General features: G+C 60.3%; 1 pseudogene. It reads right to left on the bottom strand.

Features of this window, described 5'->3' with window-relative positions:
* Positions 1–312, bottom strand: a pseudogene (locus tag AC5ZG1_RS44910) (hypothetical protein); the annotation flags it as partial.

Here is a 312-nt window from a genome sequence, read left to right as displayed (position 1 = left end):
GCCATCCCTGATGTGGCGGCCCACGCCGCTTGACCATGTACTTCGCGACACTTGACTGTGCGACTTGAAACCCGAGCTTGAGCAATTCACCGTGAATACGTGGTGCGCCCCACAGCGGGTTGTCGCCGCTCATCCGCCGGATCAACGCGCGGAGCTCCGTGTCGATCTTCGGTCGCCCTCCCCGTGAGCGCGACTTCCAACGCCAGTAGCAGCGAAAGCCGGCACGATGCCAACCCACGAGCGTCTCGGGCCGGATGATGGTAAGAACTTTCAGGATTGATGGAAACCAGCGATACAGCTGGATAAAGAACC

It is taken from the genome of Bradyrhizobium sp. Leo78, assembly GCF_059512425.1.
This window is presented reverse-complemented; position numbering and strand designations above follow the sequence as displayed.